The 20,147-nt window shown below is 52.4% G+C and carries 8 protein-coding genes; all 8 read left to right on the forward strand.

Features of this window, described 5'->3' with window-relative positions; genetic code table 11:
• The first annotated feature begins 22 nt into the window (after positions 1–22).
• Positions 23–1,969: a hypothetical protein gene (locus C3B51_RS15630; protein ID WP_130245662.1), complete on the forward strand. Its 1,947-nt coding sequence runs from the start codon at positions 23–25 to the stop codon at positions 1,967–1,969.
• Complete coding sequence (locus C3B51_RS15635; protein WP_130245663.1) at positions 1,969–5,082, forward strand: poly-gamma-glutamate biosynthesis protein PgsC/CapC; 3,114 nt, start codon at positions 1,969–1,971, stop codon at positions 5,080–5,082. Before C3B51_RS15630 ends, C3B51_RS15635 begins: the two co-directional genes overlap by 1 nt.
• Entirely contained in the window at positions 5,069–7,366 is a 2,298-nt protein-coding gene (locus C3B51_RS15640) for a hypothetical protein (protein WP_130245664.1), read from the forward strand. The genes C3B51_RS15635 and C3B51_RS15640 overlap by 14 nt, the downstream gene beginning before the upstream one ends.
• A complete protein-coding gene (locus tag C3B51_RS15645; protein ID WP_130245665.1) occupies positions 7,356–8,114 on the forward strand; it encodes a hypothetical protein in 759 nt (252 codons plus the stop codon). The genes C3B51_RS15640 and C3B51_RS15645 overlap by 11 nt, the downstream gene beginning before the upstream one ends.
• Positions 8,102–12,442, forward strand: a complete 4,341-nt coding sequence (locus tag C3B51_RS15650) for a hypothetical protein (protein ID WP_130245666.1) — start codon at positions 8,102–8,104, stop codon at positions 12,440–12,442. Before C3B51_RS15645 ends, C3B51_RS15650 begins: the two co-directional genes overlap by 13 nt.
• Positions 12,432–16,541 carry a poly-gamma-glutamate synthase PgsB gene (locus C3B51_RS15655; RefSeq protein ID WP_130245667.1) on the forward strand — a complete coding sequence of 1,370 codons (4,110 nt, stop codon included), beginning with the start codon at positions 12,432–12,434 and terminating at the stop codon, positions 16,539–16,541. The genes C3B51_RS15650 and C3B51_RS15655 overlap by 11 nt, the downstream gene beginning before the upstream one ends.
• 302 nt (positions 16,542–16,843) lie before the next feature.
• Entirely contained in the window at positions 16,844–18,052 is a 1,209-nt protein-coding gene (locus tag C3B51_RS15660; protein ID WP_130245668.1) for a DUF642 domain-containing protein, read from the forward strand.
• Between the two features lie 279 nt (positions 18,053–18,331).
• Positions 18,332–19,768 carry a peptide MFS transporter gene (locus C3B51_RS15665; RefSeq protein WP_130245669.1) on the forward strand — a complete coding sequence of 479 codons (1,437 nt, stop codon included), beginning with the start codon at positions 18,332–18,334 and terminating at the stop codon, positions 19,766–19,768.
• The last annotated feature ends 379 nt before the right edge of the window (positions 19,769–20,147 follow it).

Here is a 20,147-nt window from a genome sequence, read left to right on the forward strand (position 1 = left end):
GTCGCTCAAACAACAAGTATTTATGATTAAACGGCAAAAGCCATTCTGGTCGATTTTACTGCTATTTATGGTGGTTCTGGTGATTGCCATACACGGCTCTTTTGCGCGCCTGAATGCCTATGTATATAGCCAGTTTAATCAACTATTTGAGCAGCAAAGCAGTGACATTGTGGTGATTGAGTCTGCCAATCTGCAACAGCAGCAGTCAAGCCTTATCAGTCAGTTGCTCACCCAGGATGTCAAAGCCATCGTGGTGCTGTCCGACGTTGCCTCCAAACAAAGTATGTCTTTTGCCAATGTGTATTTCCCCTTTGCCGACCCCCGTTATTGTCTGCCGGCCGTGCAACCCTGGCTGGGGTATAATATGGTACTCGGCAAGCCGCAGTCACAATGCCAGAATGTCTGGGAGCGTATTTACGGGCCACAGCAAAACAACACAGGGAAGCTGATCAACTTCGCTCTGGCACCCAGTGCCCTGCCCAAGTTTTCGAGCACCCGGCTGCTGGAAGAAGATGTACTCATCAGCCAGCTGGCGGGCAAAGTGGTACTCATCGCCCAGCAACAGTTAGGCTTTAGCGTGCCGCTGCGAGCCCCTAAGTTACACGGTGCCAATAACCCCGTTTACCTGCACGCCTATGTTGCAGATAGCCTGGCCAAATCACAATTGGTCACGCGACTGGCACAGTGGCAATCCGTCGCGCTACAACTGAGCTTACTGGCGCTGCTGTTGATCATTTATCAAAAAAATACGCTGACTTTGAGTATCATTATTGCTCTTGGCCTGTCCGCCGTCGGCCTGCTGAGCAGTTACCTGGTATTGCTGTTTGCACACTACCTGCTGCCAATCGGCCAGCTTCTGGTGATTAATGTGATGACCATGTTGTGGGTGTTTTTCTCGCGCAAATGGCTTGAAGAATACGAGCTGCTGGAACTCATTGCCAATGTCCATCAGCGTATGATGGGACGCTATCTGCCACGCTCAATCAGTACTGAGAGCACCCCCTGGGATGCCATCATTACCTTAGTTAATCAGCAGCTTGCACTAAACCGCTCGATTTTTCTCGCACGCCTTGAAGGCGATCACCGCCTTGAAGAGATCCGCGCTATCAACTGCAATATCGAAGATATATTAGAGCAGCGCCGGGATTATCAGCGTCCGCCCTATTCAGATGCCATTAAAGCGTTTGGCGCGGTGCAAACCGCCCGCCCCTTTTTCACTGGCCTTCAGGAGCAGGAGCGACAATTTGTCGTACCTTTGATGTATGCAGGCGACATTCGCGGCTTTTGGGCCATGACGGTGATCCCTAACGCGCATTTCGACGAGAAAGCGTTTGTCAAAAACGTTAACCGCTTTGCCAGTCAAATCGGTGAGCTTTTATTCCACTACCGAATGCTGCAAAACCAGCAACGTGCCACCTTGAGCCCCTTAACCCGGGCACTGACACTAACGCTTGAAAAGCCCCTGAGCCAGAAAGTAAAAACCGCTATCGGTGAGATGGAACAAAAATTGTCTACGCTGGAGCAGGTCTTTAACCAGATCCGCACCGCCGCAGTATTGTTTAATTTATTTGGCCAGGTGGTACAGACCAACCAGCCGCTCGAACAACTGGCCAAAAAGCATCATCTCGCCTTGTTCGAAATGACGGCGCTGGATCTGCTGGACAAAATCATTGCCATGCCAAAGGAAACGCTCAAAGGTAAGCTGCGCTATCTGACCCTGCAACAGGGTGAGCTGTTTCTGCCTGCCACGCTTGGCAAAGACACTTATATTCTGAATATTCGCTCAATCTCAGCCAGCCAGGTCAGCAGTACCATAGGCGAACCCTTTTCGGTGGCCGGGATCTTATTTGAATTTATCGACATCACCACCTTGCTACAGCAACTGGAAGACCCACATGCGCTGCTGAACCAGCTGACGTCGGTCTCCCCCGATAACAATGAAGACAGCAACGAGGAGCACACGCTGTAATGGACTGGGTGTTACCACTTTTCCCGGATGGCAGCGGACTCGGCCAATCTGTTATCACCACCGTCTGGGTGGGGATTGCCGTGGTATGTATGCTGAACCTGCGGTTTGGCTTTCCGCTGACCGGTTTGGTGGTGCCCGGCTATCTGGTGCCTTTGCTGATTGTCAGCCCGGTCTCCGCCGTAGTCATTATCCTTGAGGCCATAGTGGTCTATGTACTGATGCGATGCAGTGCCAAAGTGGCGATGGAGCGGCTCGGGTATGTCGAAATGTTTGGCCGGGACAGGTTCTTTGCCATTATTTTGATCAGTATTCTGGTCAGGGTATTTATGGATACCCTGTTCTGGCCCCAGATTGGCCAGGTACTGGCGCTGTGGGACATTACCTTTGATTACGCCGGCCAGTTATATAGCCTGGGCCTTGTGATCATTGCACTGACCGCCAACGTGATGTGGAATGGGGGTTTTCGTTATGGTATGCGGGTAACGCTCATACAGCTGGCCATTACCTTTATCTTAGTGCGCTTTGTTCTGATGCCGTTTACCAATTTCAGTATTGCGAACCTGGCCATCATGTATGAAGCCGTCGCCGCCTCTATACTGGCTGCGCCCAAAGCCTACATCATTCTGGTGATCACCGCCTTTTTGGCCTCCCGGGCTAATATCCGCTACGGCTGGGAGTTTAATGGCATCATGCTGCCGGCTTTGCTGGCCCTACAACTTATGCAGCCCAGTAAACTACTCACCACCTTTATCGAAACCACAGTGATCTTATCGCTCGGTGCCATCTTGCTCAACCTGACCCGCCTCAAGCATGCTAATTTTGAAGGGGCGCGGCTGTTGTTATTGTTTTTCAATATCGGCTTTTTCTACAAACTCGTGCTCAATTACTTCGTGGTTGACTATTTTCCAACCCTCAAAGCCACGGATACCTTTGCCTTTGGCTATATGTTATCAACGTTACTGGCACTCAAAATTTATCAGAAAAATGCCCTGGGCCTGGTGCTGCGTGCCACTTTCCAGACCTCGATGGTCGGCGGCTTACTGGCATTTGGCATTGGCTTTGCCATCATGTTTGTGCCGTCGCTGATCCAACCCCCGGCGCAGCCCATCGAGGTAGAAAAAGTCCAAAGCGCACCGCTGAGCCACCATGTCAGTGAGTACAAAAGCTATCTTTATACAGCAAGATATGACTTGCTGAACCTCAGTCACTACCAGCAAGCCCAGCAGTTGCAACGCTTCAGAGGCGCAATCAGGTTACTGAATGAAAATCGTCAGGACCCGGATACTCAGCAGCGCGCCGCGCAGGTGCTCGCGGAGCTGGGTTTTGCGCTGATTGATAACCCAGCTACTTTGGTGATCAAAGACACCCAGACAACGCACCCAAGAGGCTTTTTTGCCCTTGCTAAATCTCCCGTACGAGAGCACATAGTCACGGTGCCCTACCCGACCAGTGAACGTCTGGCAGGGGATGCAGCCGGGCAGCTTTTTGCCATTTTAGGCAGCAGAGCCCTGGCGCTCGGCACCCGGGTAACACCCTCTGTGGCAAGCCAGCAAACACGTCCTCAAAGTGCCTATTATCAGGCCTTTATTGCCGCCCTGAACAGCAATGAAGTGCTTCAGCTGAGGGCCATTAACCAATATACCCGGCCACAGTTAAAGCTCACACGCTTTGCAGAGCAAAGCCAGTTTTGGATCTACAATCAGCTGCCCGAATCGCTGTCACAGCGCCAGCTCACACGGTTGCTAGGGTTTGAACGCAGCCAGTTTGGTCTGCTCAGCGAAAACAATCTGCCCTATCCAGGTTATCAGGGCGCCATGCTCGAAACCTTTTTTGACAATCTGAGTTACTCCACGCTGCTTTCACATACGGCAAGAAGCAATGCCAATGCAGTGCAATATCCCGTTGAGCAGCTTAACCTGCCACTGGACGAACTGGTAACTCAGTTTTCTCAGCATATCAGCGCCAAGGGCAGTGGTCATTTTCGTATGCTCGAAGAAAATGAAGCGGCGCTGTGGGAATACGAAGTGCTTGAACCCCTTTTTAAGCTGTCTCATGCCTTGCGTTCACGCGCTATCAATGAAGATGATCTTAATCGTCTGGAACAGCTAAACCGGCTGGCCAATATGGTGGGCTATCGACTGCAACTGGTCATAAACAATGCTCATCGCCTGGTGGTCATCAGTCCTTTACCCGAAATACACTACTATCAGCAAGGCCAGGGGTTTTACGCTATCAACCTAAATACGACCCAGCCGCTGACCATTCAGGTGCCCAGGCCCCTGTTCGAAAGCAATACCTTGCAGTTTGCGACGGACTTGTTTCAAACCAGTGGAGCGCGGGCATTGCTCATTGCCGGTGCTCACCCTTATGCCAGTGAAGAGGCAAACGTGATGGCACCTACCAATACACGAACGCTATATAATGTGGTGCACCAAAGTGCGGTGCGTCATAACCCAGGCATGCCGGTATTAAGCTTGCAGGTTCGCAGCCACAGTGCGCCGTCACAGATCCGTCCAAGCGCCCTTGCGTATCAATTTACCCAGCCTGACTTTCGTCATACCTCCACCATAAATGCTCTGCGCAAGGCCATGGCGCGATTGGGTATTAGTGTCGAAAAAGTGTCGGGCCAGGTTGCCACCCGAGGGCTGGAGATTGGCTCATCCCCGCAATCGGGCTATCGCCTGTTTAGTCCCGACAGTGAACTGGCCACCCTGTGGCTGGCCTCAGACTTTAAGCAACACTATGCCGTTTCTGAACAAGCGCTGCAGGAAAGGTTACTCGCCGTATCCGCCTTGCCCCGATTTATCCCACTGCGCCTTGCAGCAACCGGACCGGATGACTGGATTAAACTATCAGAAGAGCAAATGCAAAAGCTCGACAGTAACATAGGACGCTACGCACAAACCCAGCATCTGCCCTGGCTAAGCGCACTCTGTGATGAGCTGCCGCGCTGCCAGTTGCAGGCTATCCGCCTGTCTGACAACCAATTACTCGGCTTGCACGTGCAACTGGCCGGCAAAACCGCGGCCGTGTACCTTGCTCAGCGTAACCGATTGATCACCCTGGAGACGCTTGAAAACATGATGCAGGGAGGGCCAAATGTACTGGATTAAACGTCTGCTGCAAGCCCTGCTGTTGATCATGTTATTGCTGGCAGGATACCGTGTTGCACTACATGTATACGTCTGGCTGAATTCGGCTGAGCGCATTGCGGCGCGCAGTGAAGAGGAAACCCGCTCGGTGGTGCACTGGCTCAGCCCGGACCGCCCGCTCATTTATACATTCCCCACTTCCAGGACCGTTGCTATCCGGGTGTTGTCGAATGCCATTTTTGCCAGCCAGACCGTGTTTGATCGGCCTATCAATTATGCCATTGAATATCGCTTGCTGGACAGTCAGGACAACGAGCTGGAAAAGCATGTTTATCATCACGCCTCTAAGCTTGCACTGGAAGAAGGTCAGCAGCAGGTTAAACAACTGATTGAAGACAGGCAGGCACTGGCCGTGACATCTGGCCAGTCATTTTACGTCGACTGGCAGCAGCTAACCCGGGCCAGTAAAATTTCCCTGCGATTAATTCCCGAAGAACCCAGCCTGCGCGGTGTAGTGGTGCGTATTCATGGTAAAACCCCTACCAATGCGGATGATGTTACCCGCACCTGGCTGAAGTTGCCCGAGCAGTGGCGGGAGCGGATGACCAGCTACCACACACTGGGCAGCAGCGGTTTGCAGCCTCAGCAAGTTGCCAACGCCGTCTCCTACGACTGGCGAAAACTCGCCCCGCAAGGGATCCCGGGGATCGATTTTGACGCCGATATTCTGTATGAATCTCTGCCTTACAATGTGATCACTTACGATTTTTCTGCCGAGCAATTTGATTTGGATGGATACTATACCCGAGCGGGTCTGTCCGCCTCAATTCGCCTGACCAACACCAGTAGTTTAAGCGTACAAACACAGGGGGATGTTAGCGACTTACAGCTGATATGGCACGACCTCACACAGCGCCAGGCACCGCAAACTCTTAACCTGACAGAGACTGACGACCCGACGCGCTTTTTACTCCCCGAGTTACAACCCGGACTATTAGTGATCCACTCCCAAACGGAGATGATCACCACCTGGCGTGACCAACAGGATCAGATCATTGCGCCCTTACACAGCTACTATTATCAGCTCGATGAAGCCAGTCAGGTTGCCTACACAGTACAAGGTGGCAGTGATATCCAGTTGGATATGCGAGGCCCGGCCGGCAGCACCATGCAGCTGAACGTTTATGATAGCCAGCTGCAACTCTTGCGCACAGAGACCCTGACTCTGTCGGGCCTGAGCGGTGGGTTCGATCGTTTAATTACCCCGGAAACCCGGCGGGAAGTCATTACCGATAGCGAAAAGCGCTTTTTGCGCCTAAACCCGCAGGCACACAGAATTACGCTCAGCAGCACCAGTGCGGTCGCCGTGAAACTGCAAAGCCGGCACAGCGCCATGCATCATCAGAATTATGTGTGTGCCACTTTGTGCGATGTGCCACAAACCGGCTTTACTGAGGTCGGGGCCTGGTTCAGTCAAAGTGCCGACAATGAATTTGATTTTATTGAACAGCAAAAGATCCTCAAAGTACGCTTGTTCAGTGCGCCACCACCGCTTGAGGAAAAGCAAACGGGCTACTTGTCTCAAGCGCTGTTTGTGCGCCTGCCGGTATCCAATACCGCGCTGGTTTACAGTCCGCCCAAGTACTTTGCTCCGCCAGAGCCCCCAGCGCCGTTTCAGTATGCGCCGCTGACTAGCCTGACGACATTGCACAGGGCTCAACGCAGCATCCAGGGATCGGGAAGTTTGACTGCGCCTATTCCCAGAGTCATAACCCTCAGTGATAACGGGATCCGCTACACTGAGCAGGACATCACCCAGCTTGATCCCCTGCCCGATTTGTCGGACCCGTCTTCTCGGTATTTTATCAATCTGGGCAAACCACGTGACTACTGGAAAGTGCGTTTGTTTCAGCTTCAGCCGGGCCAGACTCTGAAGCAGGACTACCGGGGCAAGGACAAACCGATGGCGATTGTGATAAAACCCTTTACCCGAGGCACACACGCGGCAGATCCGCTGCTCATCCAGACTCAGCTGGACGGCCGTTTCAGCCAAAGTGTCACCGATGAGTACAGCATTGCCCGTAAGCGTTATGCACTGGCCCCCGAGCACGGGTTGCCAGCCTTTTTACTGCACCCGAAAAACCCGGCATTGACGGCTTATCCCTCTGTTACGCTGACAATCGGCTCGGATATTGACGCGCTCAATGAGCTGAGTGTGTCCGCAGAGCAGACCCTGTGGTTTGCCCTGCTCGAAGAATATGCAACACCGCCTCCCCAACCTCAATGGTGGCAACATGAATATTAAAAAACTGCTGTTTTTAGCATTATTACTGCTGGCTGATAAGGGGCTGGCCAGCGATACGACTGAGCTGCAAAGCCCCAGCTGGCAAATGCTGTACAACTGGTTTGCACAGCCTGCCGCTCTGCCACCCTGGCAATTACGCAGCCAATCGGGCCTGGTCAAACTAGAGGCCAGTTCAGCGCACTTTGGCGGCGGTGATTTGTATTATCGCCCACAAGGCTCGGCTTGCATGTTGTCCATACCGCACCAGTTTCACGATATGCTGACCGGAGAAATAGGTAAGGCAGTCTTTGCGACCCAATGTCAGGTGATGGTGATCAATACCGAACATCGCAACGCGCCCAGCCCCGACTTGTATAGTATGGACTACTCACACCGCCCAAGCGGGCTGCATGCAGCGGCCGCGCAGGCGTTTGCCAGGCGTTACCCAGCTGGTCATCTGTACCAGTTACATGGCTTTGCTCAGGATAAACGCCGCACACTGCAAGCCCGTCAGGCCGATTTCATTATCAGTCAGGGCAGACAAAGCACCGCTGCTTTGTCACAATTGCGCCTGTGCCTGTCAAAGCTGAGCGTACACACCTATCAGTACCCGCAGCAGGTGTCTGAACTCGGTGGTACGCGCAATGTTATGCATCGCCTGGGATTACCGGCAGGCTATTTTATTCATATTGAGATCAGTCGCCCGATGCGCGAGCGGCTGGTCGCGCAGCCCGATACTCTGGAACAGTTTGCTCTATGCCTTATTTGATTGTGTTGATTCTGATAAGCTTTCTGTTGCCTGTGCAGGCAAAACCTGCCGCACTGCACAGCGCCCCCGACTGGTATGCACCTGACACACTGCAGTTGCGCCACAGTGCAGCGGATATCAATCTGGAGCCCAGACGGTCGCGCTTTATTTTGCTACCCGCCGGAAACTGGCTGAGCCTGGAAAGCTCACCGCACACCGTGCAGGTGTTTCAGGGGCAATCTCCTTCTGCCATGCAGCGCGTTACCCGCGCGGAGTTACACTGTGAACAACATCAATGCCAGTTGCCTGCAACCGCGACAACCCGGCTGCTGCGCTTTTATAATCCCACCGATGAGATCCAGCCAGTGTCGGCCTGGCAGGGTCAGTTTCACAGTCACAGAGACCCCTTTCGTATTCCGGTCAAGCTGGCCCTGCCAGCCATGCAAGTCTATGAAGCACAAACGCATACCACCTTGTATCGCCTGAACGACGGCCAGAGTGTGCAACTGTTTTTTGCCAAGGCCATCAAGCTCAGGTTGAATGCCCGACGTATTCTGCAGAGCCAGGCTCAGCCGCAAGCTCAGCGTGGCATAGTGACAGCCAGGCTGGATGATGCGCTGATCAGTCAGCTCTCACTGAGCGACACGCCTGCCGATGAGTTTACCCCGCAACTGCGCAAACACCGGCTTGGGCATGATATTACTTTCGATGATGATCAGGTTATTGGTTTGAGCAGCAGTGACTATATCGCGGTGCCTGCCGGGGGCTACCTGCGCATTACGGCGCAAGGCGATACCTTGCTTAACCTAATCCAAATGGAGCGGGGCTTATACGATACCGATGCCGCGCAAACCTGGCCGGAGTCGCTGTTTAACCCCTACTGGACCGATAACTTGCAGTGGCAACTGGAGCAGGTCTATCAGCACCATGATATTTCAGCGCTGCAGTCGGCGGATATTGCGAGGGCCAGCGCGCTGGGACGACAGCGCCTGTCAGAACTGCAAGACACGTTAGCGACAGTGCGTTTCTTACTGCCCAAAAAGTCCGAGCAACCATACACCAGCCATGTCAGCGAGCAGCCGGTTATTCATGCCTACCGGCCAGCCATAGACCGCCTGTATGCCACTGTGCAAGACCAGACTTTGCATTATCACAGGCTATCCGGCGCGGTGCAGTTTGAGTTACCCGCTCAACAGCGCCTGTCTCCAAGGCTGCGGTTGTATGCACGCACAGCTTCAGCCACGGAGCTGACGCTGGTCATTGACAGTTACCGCCACACCATCAACCTGCTGCCCTCCGAGCACTTTGCCATGCTGTCACTGCCGCTGCCCCTGGATGCCGAGCAGCTCAGTGTAGCCGTCAGTGATGATGGACAGGTTGACCTGGCCCTGCGTATCAGGGAGTTGCAATCTTTACCAAATAATGCGCTGTTGTATCAGCGCCCGGGACTGCTTCGGGATAAAAGCCCGGCCATTGCCTATCGCCTGGAACAACAACTGCAACGCCTTGCTCACAGCTATCAGCAGGGCCTGTCTCGTTTTTCTCTTACCCACACAAACCATATGCACAGCCCGGATAGCCTCAGCGCCAGCCATTGGCACTACCGCCTTGGCGAAGCCGAAATGCAGGTTCAGCAAGATCCACAGCAAGCTCTGCCGATGCTCAAAGCCCTGATTGACAGCCCGAATAAAGAAGTGGTGATCCGAGCCTGGCAACTGCGCATTACAGCCTTTCGGGCGCTGGGCGAGCACAACACTGCGGAGCGTTACCTGGGAGCATTGCTGCGCCATCCCTATCAGGCGCTACAACGTTATGCGGCGCAGCAACTGTTGCAACACTATCAAAACACCCAGGCCATCCACAGTATTCAGGGATTATGCAGTCTGTGGTACACCGCCTTACCTGACTGTCGAGACGCTCTGATCGAAAGCTTTGCAGAGCTTCAGCAAAACCTCTTTGCTTTGTGGCTGGGCCATGATTTGCGCACTGAGGATGACACCCTACAAGTGCTCAGAGAGCAACTCGGTTATACGCAGCCGGCGAGCGACCCACCCGTACTTGATTATTCAGTGCGCCACTTTGGCGTTAGCACCGTGCTCAGTGAGACCAGCAACACAAGTGCCTACCCGCTTGCTGATCAGCCACTTACTATCACCGCGCATCAGCCTATGATACTCAAGGTCAGCGCCCGGGCAAAGGCGGCCGACACTGAGCAGGGTCAGATCTCCTGGTTACATGCACATCAGGGTGAGCTGCGTAAAATCATGCCTGTTTTTGACGATGTACCGGCGTCCAGCGTGCTGCATATCGATGACGACAACCAGCCACGCCTGTCTATTGCCAGTAGCGGCTATTTCAAACTGCGTGGCGGGGAGCAATTAACCCTCAGCAGCACTCAGTTACTCCTATTGCAATTTGATGCCCTGCCCCCGACTCACAGCCTCACTCACAGCCAGGACCTGGCAGGTGTACTTTGGCAACAAGACTTCATGTCCCTGCTCTATCAAACACCGGTCAGTGGTGAGCAGTCGGTCGCCGCACAGCGCACTTTACTGCTCAATGCCCTGCTAAGGCTTGAATCCCAGTCGCTCAGTGAGCATGAATTCACCGCCCTGTCAGCCAAGTTGATGCAGCGCAGTGAGGTGGCACCACTGGATATTCTGTATAGCCGCATTCAGAGCTTTGGGCACTGGCAAGCGTTTGACACTTATCAGAATTATGCTGGCACTCAGCTGGTCGATTTATCTGCGCTGTTAAAGCGCAGCAGCGCTGAACAGTTTAGCCGTCATACCAGTCGTAATGATGCGCTACCCGGGCTGATCTTACGCCCCAATCATAGCCTGGCGCTGGACTTGCGCGAGCTTGCCGCTTTGCAGGTGAGACTGGTTTTCCACTTCTCGAACGCCGAGTTACTGCAACTACAAGAGCGTCCACAGGTCAGTATTGAGCGCGCAGAAGGCACGATTAACTGGCCGCTTGATGACACCCGCAGTGAGCTGGGCCTGACTCGCGCGGATCTCGACGCTGGCAGCCTGATAGTGCGCTGGCTTAACCCATTTGCCGCGCAATTGCTGAGTGTGGAAGTCGAGGCCTATCAGCAGGGTCGCTGGCAGGCCATAGAATTAGCCGCTGAGCAGCTGTTCTATTATGGCGATGAAGCAAACCCCATCACCGCAAAACTCAGTAAGGATGCGGTGCTCAAGCTGGAATATGTCGAGCACAATGCGCGACGCGAGCAGTCGGGATTCTACCCCGCCGGCCTGATCACTCTGGCGCCACAAACGGCGAGCCTGGCCAGGCTCTATCGCTGGCAGCTGGACCCCAATCGCCATAAGCTGGCTGTGGCACCGCCCGTCGTGCCTTACCGAGTGGCAGAACCTGAGCTGGTATATACCCAGACTGAGCACACCTATCACGAGCCCGTTATGCAGGCCAATGGCAACCTGACCCATGTGGAAGGCGTAATGCAATATAACCGTGATGGGATCTATCAAAGCAGTGAACCGCTGGGCTCGGAGCATACGCTGGACCTTGGCATTCGACTGCGTAACCGCTATAAACAGCACTGGTATCGGCTCGAGAGTTTTTTTCGTCTGAACAACACCAGCGAACCCTCGTTCAGCATTAACGGTTTGTACGACTGGCTCGATGATGAGGACGACTGGTTTGCCAAAGCGCAGTGGTATAACCGCTGGCAGGAGTCTCCGTTGAGCCGGGAAACCCACCTGACCAGTCAGTGGACGGTGGCAATAGGCGAGATCTGGCGAGAAGATCAGCACTGGCGTCATCAGTGGTGGTGGCAGCCTTTTTATTACTATACCAGCATAGACAAAGCCGAATACCTGGCGGATGAAACCATTAGCAATGCCATGTTTAACTTTTATCGCCACAACCACAGTGACGGCTGGCGCGGCGGCTATCGTATTCGTCACCAGAGTCGGGTGGACAGCCAGCTCAGTGCTCAGCTCACGACGACGTCTAACTCGGACTGGACCTCGCTGGATGTGGCCTCATTAAGTGGCGTCTGGCAGCAATATTATCAGGGCCATATTTTCTCGGCTGGCCTGAGCAGCAGCTACGTGTTTGCCGATGACCACAGACCTAACGCAACCTGGCAATACCTGAGCACGGTAGGCTGGCAAACGCTGTTTGACTTCACTGAGCACACCGGTGGCTGGGTAAGCCTGAGCTGGACACAGGACTGGTTCAGAAATAATCACAGCGTTCGCTTAGAAGTCACTCTGGGCAACTTGCAACGCAGTGGCTTTGGGCCATTTGCCCACGACGAGATCATTTTTGAATCACTGCAACTGACGCATTTTTTAGAGCAGGACCTGTATGGCAGATAATCAATTAAAATCCCAGCTTCAGGCCATTTTATTCGCCGATACGGAAAAGTTCTGGCTAAACCTGCACCGTCACAAATACCATCAGCTGCTCGAAGAGCTGGCCGGCTGGGAGCTATTACAAAACCAACCAAAAGACGAGCAGCTGGACTACTGGCAGTTGCTGCAGACCATTGCGTTTTTGCGCCATAAAATTGAGCGATTGCATGAGCAGCTCGAGGGCCATGATGCCGATTATCAGTCGTTTGTTGAAAGGCTCGGTAAGGCTGAGCTGGCCACCGAGAAACAACTGCATATCCTCAAATATGCAGAAACACTGGGCGCCTCGGGTACCCAGCTGCAACAAGATAAACAGGCTTTCTCCCGGTGGTTTGATGAAGGGGCCGTGATAGGCCGCTATCAGACCCTGGTTGCTGACTTAGAGCAGGAGCTGCGTTTTTTTATTGCCAAACTGGGCGCACTGACCAACCGCTATCTCAGGCTGTCGGAAGACAACCTGGATCAAGCCTGGAAGAAACTGGATCTGCAACCGTTTTTCCTGCGCCTGATGGCCACCAGTAACAATGCTCATGTGCGCCACGGTATGATCCGCGCCTTGGTCAACCAGGTGTCTTTGATCAACGAATTCAAAGCCGATCCGGAACTGGACAGTGAGCTGGTTGCTGAGTTGATTGAGCTGCTGGATGCCGAAAACACCCCCTATCAGGCCGTGGTGGACATCCTGGAGATTTTGATCCACCAGCGTCCGACCTTTGTGCGCAGCTACATGTGGGCCTATGTGGAAACCAGCGAGCGCGACAGCACGCCTGCGCAAAAGCGTAACGACCAGCTGTTTATTGTCGCCGCGATGCCGCGCATTCTGGCCAACAAATACCCATTGGCAGAGCGAGACATTCCTTTGCTGCACGAGTTAGCCCAGCACCCGTTTGCCCGAGTGAGGCAAGTGTGCATAGAGCAACTCCCCAATCTGCCGGATAAGATCGCCAAAACATTGCTTGAACAACGCTTTGCCGATGAAACGGTCGATGCCGTGCGCTTCACGTTGGTCAAACAGCTGACCGCCGCGCGCTTTGCCACCGATGGTTACGCGTTTAACTTATGGCGCTCACTTTTGCTTGGCAAAGAATGCCTTGAGGTTAAACGCATGTTATTAGAGCAAAGCCCCAGGCTGATGCTCAACCAAGCGGTCGAAACACCACTCGACGATGATGCTGTCAGTCAGGACTCCGCGCTGGTACAAAACTATATCGAGGTTCTGAATCAGGCATTGAGCTGTGAACCCAGCCTGGCCGTGCGGCGCTATATTACCCGCACCCGGGAGCAGCTGATAAGCTTCACTCAACAAAGTTTACATGCCCAGCTTGCCCAGCAATTAGCAGAGCAGGAGACCATTTACCTGCCGGGGGATATCGACCAGGACACTTTGGGTCGGGCGCTCAGCATGTTGGCTCAGCATGAACAAAGCTTCAATGCGTATCGTGATAAGCAAGGCTGGCGAGTCATCGTTGGCTATAAACGCCGGCGCAGATTCTGGCGGGTATGGCATGAGTTTTTCAGCCCAAGTACCGACAAACGTCAAAGCTTTAGCCACACCAGTGCGAAAATCCCCTCGGCGCAGTTACATGTGCCCAGCTGCACAACCGCCGAGATCAGCGCCACCAACGTCCCCGGCGAAGCGCTCTACCACCTGAAAGAAGCAAGCGCTCGTCCTCATTTGCCGCTGCCCGACTATCTGCTGTCCGTTCTGAGCCAGGATCACCTTAAAACCAGCTGCAAAAACTATACGCCCGATGGCATTTTAGTGGTCACCCCGCCAAAGCACCTCTGGCAACGTGTGCGGGCTTACTGGCAGCTGTCGGTGAACTATGCCGAAATTGATGGCCTGCGCAAAGGTAATGAACTGGAGCAGCAAAACTACCTGGCACGCATACGTAAACTCGGGTTTGCTCTGGAGTTTAAACCGTATGGCAGTGAACTGGACTGTGAGTTTCCGCTTGAAGCAGGCATTAGCAAGTTGTTTGCCCGCGCCGGTGTACCGGGTGTGCTGGTCAATCTGGGTTACAGCTTTAAAGAGTATCTTTACTCCATTTATCAAAATAGCATCGGCCAGCTGGTGTTTTTTGTCTCAACCTTTATTGCCTATTTCTGGCTGAGGCACATTCGTCTCAACCGCAAAATCCGCACCAACCGCGCAAAAATCCCCGTCACTATAGGCGGCTGGGGCACACGTGGTAAGTCGGGTACCGAGCGACTCAAAGCCGCCTTATTCAGTAGCCTGGCTCTGCGCGTGGTCACGAAAACGACAGGCTGTGAAGCCATGATGATATTCGCCCGCAGCTCGGGAGAGCAATATGAGCTCCCCCTGTTCCGGCCATTCGACAAAGCGAGTATTTGGGAGCAAAGCGATGTACTGGATTTTGCACGCTCGGTGCGTGCAGATGTTTTTTTATGGGAATGTATGGGCCTGACGCCCAGATATGTACGCATCCTGCGTCGCTGGATGCGCGATAATTTCACCACCATTACCAACACGTACCCGGATCATGAAGATATTCTCGGCCCGACCGGCGTCGACGTCGCGCAAGAAATGGCCGCGTTTATTGGCAGCCGTACCCAGATATTTACCGCAGAACAAACCATGGCCCCGATCCTCAACCGTGCGGCAGATCACAAGCAGTCTACCCTGATCCAGTTGCACTGGGGAGACGGGTTTCAGATCACCCCGGATATCCGCGCCTTATATCCCTATGAGGAGCACCCGGACAACATCGCGCTGGTATGCAAAATGGCGCAGTACATTGGTATCGACAAAGACTATGTGTACAAAGAAACCGCTGAGCGCATTGTGCCGGATGTGGGCGTATTACAGCACTTTACGCCGGCCCCGGTGGATCATGTGACTCAGTCTTTCGTCAACAGTATGTCGGCCAATGAGCGCCTTGCCACGCTGGAAAACTGGCGCCGCCTCGGACTCTTTGAGCTTAACGACAAACCAGAGACACAAACCATTGCCCTGCTCAATAACCGCAACGACCGGGTCGCGCGCTCCAAAGTGTTCGCTCAGGTACTGATTGAAGATCTCAGCTTCGATCATATCGTTGTGGTTGGGAGCAATGTCGATGGTTTTGAAGCGTATCTGGATCAGGCGCTGGATACCCGGATCAACCGTTTGATTGACAATAACGACAAGCAGGATTTGCTGCGCCTGCTGGCACAGTGGAAATGTGGCAGCGACGCTGCGCAGTTTGTCGAGCAGGTCAATGCCCTGTTTGACAGCCCCTGGCTCGAAGCCGCTCACCTCGATGATGAGGATCTGCTGGGGATTGCACTGACTGAGCATATTGACGATAAAGCACAGCAGCGCCTGGTCCGGCTGCGCGTTCAAAACTGGCAACTGGCTCAATCGCTGCTGAGTCTTGAAGACCTGACAGATCACCAGAAACAGCTGGAACGTGTTCTGAGCAGTATCCTGCACAGTAAATTACTGCTGCTGGATAACCCGCATATCACCGCAGACGAGCTCACCAACCGCATCGCCAGTGTGGGCCTTGCCGGGCAACATCAGCTAATTGTGGGCATGCAGAATATCAAAGGCCCGGGGCTTAATTATGTTTATGCCTGGCAGCACTGGCATACTTTGCACGCCAGCTGCGAGCGCCTGCTTGAACCTCAGATAAGCCACGCTCAGTTCCGTCGCGATCTGAACAAGCTCACGCAACTTGATAAGGTCAATCGCATTGAGCGTGATTATTTCACTAAGATGCTGCACACCCTGAGCAAACTGCCGCAGGCGCAAAGTGAGTTTGCTCAGGCCGAGCTTAGCCATCTGGCCGAGCGGCTCACTCAGCAAAATGCCAAAGATGAGCAGGACACTGACCGGCAAAACCTCTCGGGCTTCACCCGCTTTGTGTTGCAAGTGGTCGAGTCGTTTCTGGATGCCGGTGCGGCCGTGAAACGGAAAAAAACGGCGCAACAGGTTTATCTGGATATTGCTACCCAGCGGATCACCCCGGAGCGCGCTATTTCGGTTCTGGGTGCACTGAACCGGGGACAAAAGCCCGGCTGGTTGACCGAGCGCTGGCTGAACCGCAACCAGAATTAGGACGGACAGACTCTCAGGCCCACAATCGCTTAATGTGAATCACTTAATGTGGGCATACTCCTTGCTCTGATCATCTATAAATGCCTCAGATGACATGTAAAAGTATTAGGTACACAGCACTTAAAAACCAATACTTTGGGATTGTTTTTATCACCCTGTCTTGAGGCATAAATCGGAACTAACAGTCATTTTTTGATTTCTAATTGACCAAGCTGTGTAAAAGTAAGAAAATGGGATTAGTTAAAATTGATTAGGGATAACATTTTATTTACACAAATAGAATCGCACCCTGGAGTATATCTATGAAATTATCAGTTCTTGCGCTTGGCCTCAGCGCCGCCCTAATCAGCAGCTTTGCTGCAAATGCCAGTGAAAACCTCATCACCAACGGTTCTTTTGAGCAGTCAAACACGGTCAACGGTTCATGGAGCCTGTTTAAAACCTTGCCCGGCTGGAACCGCAGCTCTGCTAAGTTTGAAATTCAGACTAACCGTCTTGGCCTTATTCAGGCTCAGGATGGCGAGCAATACCTGGAGCTTGATTCAACCCGCAACTACAGCGCTTACCAGAGCGTTGCCACTGAAGCGGGCAAGCAGTATGTTGTGAGCTTTTATTACTCACCACGTGTTAGCAACAATGCCACCACCAATAAAGCAACCGTTTACTGGGACGATCAGGTAATCGCAGAGCTAAACGGCACACAACGTGGCTGGCAGCACTACACAATTAACGTCACTGCAAGCAGCAACGAAAGTACCCTGAAATTTGTCGGTGCGGGTAACTCAGACTCATACGGTGCACTACTGGATAACGTTTCCGTTAGTGCTGACTGCGTCACAGGTTTGTTCGGGATTAATAATTATGGCTCGGCTGAAGGTGGCTATGTCTATTACTTTGACATTGACGCCGGTCAGTACAGCAAAGTATCAGGTGTGACTCACACTGCGTCGAACATCGCCAGCAAAGACGGTGTGCTTTACTTTATGGAGCAAACCAACAGTAAAACCAAAGCATCTACTTTGTGGGCGCTGGACCTGAATGGCAACCAGCAGTACAGCATTACCAATACGAAGTCATGGCCTTTGTACCGCTCTGCGGTTACACCGGATGGCGTGTCTTTACGCAGCACCAGTAAAACCTACATGTACGATTTCGACATGACCAGCGGTGAAAAAACTGTGCTGGGTAAATTATCATACCCGGGTGATGACTTCAGTCATGGCGATATTGCTTACTCAGCAGACGGTAACGTCCTTTACGTTTTAACCGGCAAGGCGCTGTATACCCTGGATGAAGGCAATATGGAGCTGACTAAGATTGGCGAGCACGGCGTGAACTGGGCATCTGGCCTGGCGATTACGGCTGATGGCAAACTGTATGTTTCTGGTCGTGAAGCCAACAGCAATGCGCAGATCTGGCAAATGAATCCAGACACAGCGGTTGCCACTTTAGTCATGGAAGGTCCTGAGCATATTAACGACCTGACCTTTGTCGACAATTTCTGCCGATAACCGGAACATTCGCTCTATATGCGCAAAAACCAGCCAGACAGGCTGGTTTTTTTGTATACAAAAAGCGCCTAACCCAGCTGGTAAGGCTTCCCCATCGCCATCCCACTAGGTATACTGACGCGCTTTTAATGAATAGTTAGTCAACACTGACTTAACTTGGAAATCATTTGGGGACTGGCCACCCGTTCAAAGTATGCCGCTGAATACTGTCATCAACAGTACCTTCGGCATCGATAATATTAAGGCCAAAACAACACATTTGATTGAAATGGGAATAATATGAATTCATTACCTAATCGCGGTGAGTTTCTGGGCCATCCAAAAGGCCTGTTCTTACTCTTCGGCACGGAAATGTGGGAGCGCTTTGGCTACTACGGAATGCGTGCAATCTTGGTTCTTTATCTGGTTGCTCAGGTGCAAAACGGCGGCTTCGGCTGGACCAACGCCGACGCGCTGAGCCTTTACGGTACCTTTACCATGGCGGTCTACCTGACCCCGTTGATCGGTGGTTGGTTAGCCGATAACGTATTAGGTCAGCGCAAAGCCATCATCATTGGTGGTATCCTGATGGCCGCAGGCCACTTTACTATGGGTATTCCACATAGTCTGGTTGCTGGTATGGAAGAACAGGTTTTCTATATCGGTCTGGCATTATTATGTGCCGGTAACGGTCTGTTTAAGCCAAACATCTCGACTATGGTTGGTGACTTGTACCAGGAAGGTGATAAGCGCCGTGACGGTGCCTTCACGATTTTCTATATGGGTATCAACTTAGGTGGTGCCTTGGGTCCACTTATCGCAGGTTATGTGGCAGCACAAATTAACTGGCAAGCTGGTTTCATCGCGGCAGGTATCGGCATGGTGATCTCCGTTGTAATGCAACTACTGTTAAGCCAGAAATATCTGGGCGACATCGGTGTAGTACCTGCTGCTAAGCTGTCTCAGCAGCAATCGGCCAGCAACACCAAAGAGCCACTTACCAGTCAGGAAAAAGACCGTATCCGCGTTATCTTCACTATGAGTGTATTCAGTATCATCTTCTGGATGGGCTTTGAGCAGGCCGGTGGTCTGATGAACCTGTTTGCCGCTGATTATACCGACCGTATGCTGATGGGTTTTGAAATTCCGGCGTCATGGTTCCAGTCTCTGAACTCTATCTTTATTATCATCTTCGCGCCACTGGTGGCCATGATCTGGCTGAAACTGGACAAGCGTGAGCCTAACTCTCCGGTTAAGTTCGCCATCGCGTTGGTATTCCTGGCGCTGGGCTTTTTGACAATGATGATGGCGCTTATCACCGAAGGCAGTGATGCGGGCAACCTGCAGATCAGTATGATGTGGCTGGTACTTTTCTACCTGTTCCACACGCTGGGTGAACTGTGTCTGTCGCCAATTGGTTTATCTATGGTGAGTAAACTGGCACCACTGCGCCTGGCTTCATTATTAATGGGTCTGTGGTTCCTGTGTACAGCGGTTGCGAACAAAATCGCGGGCTTTGTTGGTTCTTTCATCGGCGAAGGCCAGGAAGCAATGAACAATGCCATGAGCATCTTCATTGGTCTGGGAGCAACAGCGCTGTTGTCTGCACTGGCAATGTACCTGCTTAGCAACAAGCTGGTTGACTGGATGCACGGCGCTGAAGGAACCACTGATGAGCCGCATACTCAGGAGCACTATCTTGAGAAAGAGCTAGAGATCTCTGGCGAAAGACAGTAATTTCTAATTCCTGACTCGTGTAAAAGCCGCACTAAATTTGTGCGGCTTTTCTGTTTCCAGCCCTCGATTGTAAACATATCAATACAGCAACGCGAAATTTTGCCTCACCCGCACCCGTACCCGTATCGCAAACAAGGTGATATCGCTGTCAACACCAAACTTTAAAGTTTATATTTTTCAAATAGATAAATAAAACTCCGCTGAAAAACCACCCGGGATTCAATCCATTTTAAAGAACAAATAAGGCCTTTTAATCGATAAATTTATCCTGTTCACGCAATCTGTATAATCCAGACAATTTGTACGACAGAATTTACATTTTACCCACTTGCTAAATCATGCCCATAGCTTCCCCTTTTTGCCATTTTGATTAATCATC

Origin of the sequence: Pseudoalteromonas rubra (genome assembly GCF_004212645.1) — a bacterium.
Classification (GTDB): domain Bacteria; phylum Pseudomonadota; class Gammaproteobacteria; order Enterobacterales; family Alteromonadaceae; genus Pseudoalteromonas; species Pseudoalteromonas rubra_G.